Origin of the sequence: Mesorhizobium sp. M7A.F.Ca.CA.001.10.2.1, assembly GCF_003998575.1 — a bacterium.
Taxonomy (GTDB): domain Bacteria; phylum Pseudomonadota; class Alphaproteobacteria; order Rhizobiales; family Rhizobiaceae; genus Mesorhizobium.
The window spans coordinates 1-7,741 of record NZ_RZQY01000260.1 but is presented as its reverse complement, the minus strand read 5'-3'; the positions used below and the strand labels follow the sequence as shown (position 1 = coordinate 7,741).

Annotated in this window: 9 protein-coding genes and 1 pseudogene; 4 read left to right on the top strand and 6 right to left on the bottom strand. The window is 62.1% G+C overall.

Translation table 11 applies throughout. The features are described from left to right. On the top strand, nucleotides 1-494 hold a 494-nt coding region (locus EN964_RS17680; protein WP_164775863.1), incomplete at its 5' end, for a class I SAM-dependent methyltransferase. Nucleotides 495-509: 15 nt separating this feature from the next. Here EN964_RS17680 and EN964_RS17675 read toward each other — a convergent pair. From EN964_RS17675 to fabA, 4 genes are all read right to left on the bottom strand, one after another. Beyond that, complete coding sequence (locus EN964_RS17675; RefSeq protein WP_127267920.1) at nucleotides 510-2,054, bottom strand: bifunctional diguanylate cyclase/phosphodiesterase; 1,545 nt, start codon at nucleotides 2,052-2,054, stop codon at nucleotides 510-512. A 205-nt stretch (nucleotides 2,055-2,259) separates the two neighbouring features. Next, nucleotides 2,260-3,072, bottom strand: a complete 813-nt coding sequence (gene fabI / locus EN964_RS17670; RefSeq protein WP_127267921.1) for an enoyl-ACP reductase FabI — start codon at nucleotides 3,070-3,072, stop codon at nucleotides 2,260-2,262. 13 nt (nucleotides 3,073-3,085) lie between these two features. After that, nucleotides 3,086-4,306, bottom strand: coding sequence for a beta-ketoacyl-ACP synthase I (gene fabB / locus EN964_RS17665; RefSeq protein ID WP_127267922.1), 1,221 nt, complete (start codon nucleotides 4,304-4,306; stop codon nucleotides 3,086-3,088). A gap of 50 nt (nucleotides 4,307-4,356) precedes the next feature. Then, nucleotides 4,357-4,872: a 3-hydroxyacyl-[acyl-carrier-protein] dehydratase FabA gene (fabA, locus tag EN964_RS17660; protein ID WP_013527885.1), complete on the bottom strand. Its 516-nt coding sequence runs from the start codon at nucleotides 4,870-4,872 to the stop codon at nucleotides 4,357-4,359. Between the two features lie 243 nt (nucleotides 4,873-5,115). Between fabA and irrA the strand changes: the two genes are divergently transcribed. Both irrA and EN964_RS17650 read left to right on the top strand, forming a co-directional pair. Then, on the top strand, nucleotides 5,116-5,547 hold the full coding sequence (gene irrA / locus EN964_RS17655; RefSeq protein ID WP_024503471.1) for an iron response transcriptional regulator IrrA: 432 nt from the start codon (nucleotides 5,116-5,118) through the stop codon (nucleotides 5,545-5,547). A 19-nt stretch (nucleotides 5,548-5,566) separates the two neighbouring features. After that, nucleotides 5,567-5,731 carry a DUF4260 family protein gene (locus EN964_RS17650; protein WP_372337958.1) on the top strand — a complete coding sequence of 55 codons (165 nt, stop codon included), beginning with the start codon at nucleotides 5,567-5,569 and terminating at the stop codon, nucleotides 5,729-5,731. A gap of 68 nt (nucleotides 5,732-5,799) precedes the next feature. On the opposite strand, the gene EN964_RS17645 is transcribed toward EN964_RS17650, so the two are convergent. Beyond that, the gene (locus EN964_RS17645) at nucleotides 5,800-6,360 is read right to left on the bottom strand and encodes an SH3 domain-containing protein (RefSeq protein WP_127267923.1); all 561 of its coding nucleotides are present in this window, start codon (nucleotides 6,358-6,360) and stop codon (nucleotides 5,800-5,802) included. A gap of 219 nt (nucleotides 6,361-6,579) precedes the next feature. On the opposite strand from EN964_RS17645, the gene EN964_RS17640 reads away from it, so the two are divergent. Next, the gene (locus tag EN964_RS17640; RefSeq protein WP_023811391.1) at nucleotides 6,580-7,581 is read left to right on the top strand and encodes a D-glycerate dehydrogenase; all 1,002 of its coding nucleotides are present in this window, start codon (nucleotides 6,580-6,582) and stop codon (nucleotides 7,579-7,581) included. A 33-nt stretch (nucleotides 7,582-7,614) separates the two neighbouring features. On the opposite strand, the pseudogene EN964_RS38605 reads toward EN964_RS17640, so the two are convergent. Next, nucleotides 7,615-7,741, bottom strand: a pseudogene (locus EN964_RS38605) (GNAT family N-acetyltransferase); the annotation flags it as partial.

Below are 7,741 nucleotides of genomic sequence, written 5' to 3'. Positions count from 1 at the left end.
CCTTCGACCGGATCGATACCGGCTCGAAATTGCTGGTCGAGAACCTGCCCAATGATCTGCGTGGCAACATTGCCGATTTCTGCGCCGGCTGGGGGTATCTGGCTGCCGAGATCGCCGTCCGCTCACCGGGCATTTCAGCGCTCGACCTCTATGAGGCCGATTTCGCCTCGCTCGAAGCCGCAAAGCTCCATCTGGCAGGGGTCGGCCAGTCGATCGCCAGGAATTTCTTCTGGATCGATCTGCTGAAGGAACCGGTCGAGAAGCGCTACGACGCGATCGCCATGAACCCGCCCTTTCACCGCAGCCGGGCGGCCGAGCCGGAGATCGGCGCCGGCATGATCCGCGCGGCGGCCAAGGCCTTGAAACCAGGTGGTCGGCTGTTCATGGTCGCCAACCGCCAGCTTCCCTATGAGCCGATCCTGGCGGCCGCTTTTTCGAGCCATGCCGAACTCGCCCGCGACGGCATGTTCAAGGTGCTTGTCGCTCGTCGTTGATACAATGCACCGCGTTCAATGCAGATTGGCGACGCGTCGGACCTCATCGGTGACATGCACGTCGCCGACCCTGATCTTGAGGGGGGCCGGCCTGCCGTACAGGTAGCCTTGCACCACCTCGCAGCCGGCTGCCCTGAGCAGCGTCGCCTGGCTTTCGGTCTCGACGCCTTCGGCAATGATGCTGACGCCGAGCGCGCGCGAAAGCCCGACGATCGTCGAGACGACCGCGCCGGAGCTGGAGTCGGTGTCGAGGCGGCTGACGAAGGACCGGTCGATCTTCAGCTTGCCGAATGAGAAATCGATCAAATAGCTCAAATTGGAATAGCCGGTACCGAAATCGTCGACGGCGACCGAGATGCCCATATCCGCAAGCTCCTTCAGGATGGCGGCGGCGCGGTCGCGGTCCTGCATCATCGCCGTCTCGGTCACTTCCAGCTCCAGCCGCGACGGCTTGATGCCGGTGCTCGTCATGGCGTCGTGCACGATGCCGACGAAGTCCTTGGTCATGAACTGGACGGGCGAGATGTTGACGGCGACGAAGCAATCGTCGGGCAGATGCCGGGCGTCGCTGCAGGCTTTGCGCAGCACCCATTCGCCGATCGGGCCGATCATGCCGGTTTCCTCGGCGATCGGAATGAACTCCATAGGCGGGATCATGCCGCGTTCCGGATGCCGCCAGCGGATAAGCGCTTCATACCCGACGATGCGGCCGGTCGGGAGATCGAGCTGCGGCTGGTAATGAAGGTCGAAGTCACCACGTTCGAAGGCTATGTGCAGTTCGGATTCGATCCATTGGCGATGGTCGGCGACCCTGCCCATTTCGGCATGGAAGACCGACCAGTTGCCGACGCCGCTGGCGCGCGCGTTCTGCAGCGCCAGATTAGAGCGGCGCAGGATGAGGACCGGATCGACGCCGTCCTTTGGCATCGCCACGATGCCGACCGACAGGCTGACCGATTGCAGGTGCGTACCGAGATCATAGGGCTCCATCATCTCGTCGATGAGCCTCTCTATGGTGCTTTCCAAGGACCCCGAGACTTGATTGTCGGGCAGCAGGATCGCGAATTCACCGGCGCCGATGCGTCCGATCAGCGCGCGCGGTGGCACGCACGTCTTCAAGCGCTTGGTGAAGGCGCGGATCAACTCGTCGCCCTGGCTGTAGCCGATGGCGTCATTGATCTGCTTGAAGCGGTCGATGTCGATATCGATGAGGAACATCGGCTCGCCGGTCCGGCTGGTCGCGCATGCCGCCTCGGCAATCTTGCCGACCATCGCCGGGCGTGCCACCAGGCCGGTCAGCTTGTCGAAATGGGTTTCCGTGAAGACGAAATCCGCTGATTCATCGACGCCGGCGAAGAAGGACATCGCGGCGACCGACGCCGCCAGTGCGCAAAGAGCGGCCATCACCGAGACCATCATGTCCGCGGAGATGCCGGCAAAACCATCGCCGAGACCGAGCTTCAGTCCCCAGAGCCCGAGGACGAAACTGCCGAGACCCGAACTCGCTATGGTGAGCAGTCGGAACACCGGTGTTCGCTTCGGGTGGCTGACGGCGAGCATTGAAAGTTCCCCTGAGTACGGGGCTTTCTAGCGGATATCTCCTTAAAATGAGTTTCCGCGAATGAATCCAATTTTATTGGACCGAAAGTATTTCTTGAGCGGATCAACGCGCCTGGCGCTGAAACGGATTCAACTGGCGCGCCTAAGCTTCGTGTCTTCAAATGTCGCCATTTTAAAACCGCCGCGCATCTTTGGGCGGCAGGCGTTAGTCTCGTGCGCCGTCGGTCTGCTTCAATTCGTCGAGCGTCGGCATGGAAACGATGTGATAGCCGGAATCGACATAGTGGATTTCGCCGGTAACCCCGGAAGACAGATCCGACAACAGATAAAGTGCCGAGCCACCGACCTCGTCGATGGTCACCGTGCGGCGCAGCGGCGAGTTTCGCTGCTGGTAGGAGAACATGTGGCGCGCATCGGAAATGCCGGCGCCGGCGAGCGTGCGCACCGGTCCAGCCGAAATGGCGTTCACCCTGATGGCGCGCGGACCGTAGTCGTTCGCAAGATACCGGACACTCGCCTCCAGCCCTGCCTTGGCGACGCCCATGACATTGTAGTTCGGCATGACGCGGACCGACCCCGCATAGGTCAGCGTGATCATCGATCCGCCGTCCTTCATCAAGGTGGCCGCATGGCGGGCGACCTCAGTGAAGGAGTAGCAGGAGATCACCATGGTGCGGACGAAATTGTCCCGGCTGGTGTCGGCGTAGAGGCCTTTCAGCTCGTTCTTGTCGGAAAAGCCAATGGCGTGGACGACGAAATCCAGCCCGCCCCATTCCTTGCCCAGAGTCTCGAACGTGGCCGCGACAGAGGCGCTGTCCTCGACGTCGCACGGCACGACCAGCGAGGCGCCGAGCTTGTCGGCCAGCGGCCTGACCCGGCGTCCGAAGGCATCACCCTGATAGGTGAAGGCGAGTTCCGCGCCATGTTCGGATAATTTCCGGGCGATGCCCCAGGCGATCGAATGATCGTTGGCGACACCCATGACAAGCCCGCGCTTGCCCTTCATCAATCCGTCCATGGCCGGCAAATCCTTATGCGGAATAGCGCTGGAAAACGAGCGTGGCGTTGGTGCCGCCGAAGCCGAACGAATTGGACAAGACAGTGTCGATCCTGGCGTCGTCGATGCGCTTTCGCACGATCGGCATGCCCTCGAATTCGGGGTCGAGGGTCTCGATATGGGCGCTTTCGCCGATGAAGCCGCCCTGCATCATCAGGATCGAATAGATGGATTCCTGCACGCCGGCCGCGCCCAGCGAATGGCCGGTCAGCGACTTCGTCGAGGTGATATACGGCATCTCTGGGCCGAACACCTCGCGGATCGCTCCCATTTCCTTGGAATCTCCCACCGGCGTCGAGGTACCATGGGTGTTGATGTAGTCGACCGGTGTGGAAACCGTGGCCAGCGCCTGGCGCATGCAGCGGACTGCGCCCTCGCCTGAAGGGGCAACCATGTCGTGACCATCCGACGTCGCGCCATAGCCAACGATCTCGGCATAGATTTTCGCGCCGCGCGCTTTGGCATGCTCAAGCTCTTCCAGCACCAGCACCCCGGCGCCGCCGGCGATGACGAAGCCGTCGCGATTGGCGTCATAGGCGCGGGAAGCGGTCGATGCGTTGTCGTTGAATTTCGACGACATGGCGCCCATGGCGTCGAACAGGTCCGACATCGTCCAGTCGAGATCCTCGTGGCCGCCGGCAAAGATGATGTCCTGCTTGCCCCACTGGATCAATTCATAGCCATTGCCGATGCAATGCGCCGAGGTCGAACAGGCCGACGAGATCGAGTAGTTGACGCCGTGGATCTTGAACCAGGTGGCAAGCGTCGCCGATGCGGTCGACGACATTGCCTTCGGCACCGCGAACGGACCGATGCGCTTGGGACTGCCGTTCTTCAGCGTCGTTTCGGCAGCTTCGACGATGGTGCGGGTGGATGGTCCGCCCGATCCCATGACGATGCCGGTGCGCTCATTGGTGATGTCGCTCTCGCCGAGGCCCGCATCCGCGATCGCCTGATCCATGGCGACATGGTTCCAGGCAGCCCCCTGGCTCAGGAAGCGCATCGCACGGCGGTCGATCATGGCCGATGGATCGAGCGTCGGCGCTCCCCAGACCTGGCAGCGGAAGCCGTGTTCGGCGAAGGAATCGGAGAAGCTGATGCCGGATCTGGCGTCATGCAGAGAGGTCTGCACCTCGTTGGCATTGTTGCCGATCGACGACACAATGCCGATGCCTGTGACTACGACACGTCTCATTCGCAACTCCTTCCAGGGGTGCTGGCCAGAGGGCTGGCCAGGGATGCCGGTCAGCCAACCGCCGACTGCTTGGACAGACCGACTTTCAAATCCGTTGCCGCGTATATGGGTTCGCCATCCGCCTTCAGCCAGCCATCGGCGATGCCGAGCACCAGCCGGCCCCGCATCACGCGCTTGAAGTCGATGCCATATTCGACCTTCTTCACCGAGGGCGTGACCATGCCCTTGAATTTCACTTCACCGGTCGACAGCGCCATCCCCTTGCCGGGTTCGCCCAGCCAGCCAAGATAGAAGCCCGTCAATTGCCACATGGCGTCGAGGCCGAGGCACCCCGGCATGATCGGATTGCCGATGAAATGGCAGGCAAAGAACCACAGGTCCGGCTTGATGTCGAACTCCGCGCGGATGAAACCCTTCTCGAAGGCGCCGCCCGTCTCGCTGATCTCGGTGATGCGGTCGAACATCAGCATCGGCGGATAGGGAAGCTGGGCGTTGCCCGGTCCGAACAGTTCGCCGCGGGCGCAGGCCAGCAATTCGTCGTACTCGTAGCTGGATTTACCCGCCATCAATCTCATCCCCATATCGTTCCGGGCTATCGGGTGCCCTTGTCGTTGGTTTCCTAACACAATCTGTTTCAGGCCGGAAACCGGCGTTTGCGCTTAGCCTGCTCGTCTGCCTGGGTCAATGCGCGCTATTGATCGCATTCGGACGACAGAATATATGTCCTGAGAGGTCCGGTTTCGGCAGACGTTCATTTTTTTGCCATTCTGGGCGTGTCTTGGGGCGGAACTGTGGGGTTCGACGAGAAGATGGACCTGGACGGCCGGAAGGAAAATGTCGCTGTGGACAAGCGGGTCCGTGAAGCTGGCCTGAGGCCGACGCGTCAGCGCATTGCGCTGGCCGATCTGCTTTTCGCCAAGGGCGACCGGCATCTGTCGGCCGAGGAACTGCACGAGGAGGCGGTTGCCGCCGGCGTGCCGGTGTCGCTGGCCACCGTCTACAATGCCCTTCACCAGTTTACCCAGGCGGGACTTTTGCGCATCCTCGCCGTGGAGGGCGCGAAAACCTATTTCGACACCAACACCTCCGACCACCACCATTTCTACATCGAAGGCGAAAACCGCATATTCGACATCGACAGTGGTCCGGTGACGGTCGCCAACCTGCCGGAGCCGCCGGAAGGGATGGAGATCGCCAATGTCGATATCGTGGTGAGGCTGCGCCCCAAACGCCGCGAATGACCGGCGAGGCCCCCTTACCGTGCCCGTGCTGTTGTTGCTCGGCGGGCACATGTGGGGCAATGCGGCCGCGATGGCGGTTGCGCTGATCTGGATCGCGCACATCGCCATCGACCGTGCGCTGGCCTATGGCCTGAAGCTGCCAACCGGCTTTCAGGACACCCATCTCGGCCGTATCGGGCGCTAGGCTGACCTGAATTTCAACACACCCAAACCGGGCCGTGAAGGATCGGGGTTAAGATTCTGGGTCAAGAATCAGTCCTTGACCCGTTCGCCGGGATAGGCGCCCCAGACGATCGACTGGGCAAGCCAGCCTGTGTGGCCATCGAATGTCATTTCGCACCACTGGCCGTCGCAGGATTTGATCGTGCCCATGACGCCCGGCTCGACCATCGCGACCACCCTTGCGTCCTTGTTGGGGCTGTTGAGAAGGTTGATCTGGGCACCCTTGCCGCGCTGCCACGGAGCAACGATTGCCGTGCGCCGGCCGGACAGCAGCGACTGGTTGATCCAGCCTTCCGAACCATCGGCATCGCGCACGCGGCGCCATGTGTCGAATTCCTGGATGATCTCCATCGGCAGGCCGGCCTTCATATACATCCAGTCGACCGAGTAGTTGGCCCCGGGACCGACGCGCGAGTTGACGCGGCCGGATTTCAGGCTGACGAAGCGCGGCAGCGGCAGGCCACTCGGACCAAGCGTGACGACGCCCTGGGCAGGTGCAGCGGCACTCTGCGCCACGGCAAGCGGAGAATAAAGCAGAGCGCCGAGAAATGCTGCGCTGAGGGTCAGGCGAAGCGACGCGAAACCAGACACTTTCATTCCTTTCGGCGCTTGCCCATCGGCCTCGGCGCCCCTTTTTCTTTGTCTTCGGCGGCACCGCTTGTTACAGGGAGTAATCGGCACCGCGACCGGCTTTCAGTTTCGCCGGTCTTGGTTAAAGAGGTCTCAACGAGATCGGGTTAGAAGCAATTCCAGCAAAAGTGTGATGCGGTTTTGCGTTCGGAATTGCGGCAAGTACTCGGGAGGGAAACAATGGCAGGCAAAAAGAAGCCTCTCGTCGTCATCACGCGAAAGCTGCCCGACCCGGTCGAGACCCGCATGCGCGAGTTGTTCGACGCAAGGCTGAATGTCGAGGACCGGCCGATGACGCAGCCGGAACTGGTCGCGGCAGTCAAGGAGGCCGACGTGCTGGTGCCGACGGTAACCGACCAGATCGACGCCGCACTGATCGCCCAGGCCGGCGACAACCTCAAGCTGATCGCCAACTTCGGCAATGGCGTCGACAAGATCGATGTCGCGGCCGCGGCCAAGAGGGGCATCACCGTCACCAACACGCCGAATGTCCTGACCGAGGACACCGCCGACATGACCATGGCGCTGATGCTGGCGGTGCCGCGGCGGCTGGCGGAAGGCGCCAATGTGCTCACCGGTGACAAGAAATGGGCCGGCTGGTCTCCGACCTGGATGCTGGGCCGGCGCATCTGGGGCAAGCGGCTCGGCATTGTCGGCATGGGGCGAATCGGCACCGCCGTCGCCAGACGGGCCAAGGCCTTCGGCCTGTCGATCCACTACCACAACCGCCACCGCGTGCTGCCGGCCGTGGAGGACGGGCTGGAGGCGACGTATTGGGAAAGCCTCGACCAGATGCTGGCCCGCATGGATATCATCTCGGTCAACTGTCCCTCGACGCCGGCAACCTTCCATCTGCTTTCAGCGCGGCGGCTGGCGCTGCTGCAGCCCACCGCATATGTCGTCAACACCGCGCGCGGCGACATCATCGACGAGGAAGCGCTGGTCAAGCTGATTCAGGACGGCAAGATCGCCGGGGCCGGCCTCGACGTCTACGAGCATGAGCCGGCTTTGAACAGCAAGCTGCTGAAGCTCGCCGCCAAGAACAAGGTCGTGCTTTTGCCGCATATGGGCTCGGCGACGCTCGAGGGCCGCATCGATATGGGCGAGAAGGTCATCATCAATATCCGTGCCTTCGTCGACGGCCACCGCCCGCCGGATCGGGTGCTGCCGCTCAGGACCTGACGCTGTCGCGGCCCACAAACCGTAAGATAAACCTTACGAGATAGCTTTGCGCATGGTGATCGAGGTCGGCCTGGCATAGCCCTCATGCGCCGTCCGTTCAGTTTCGCGAAAGCCGAGGCGAGCAAAGGCTTCATGATTCCCGGTCAGCTCGATCCGCGTC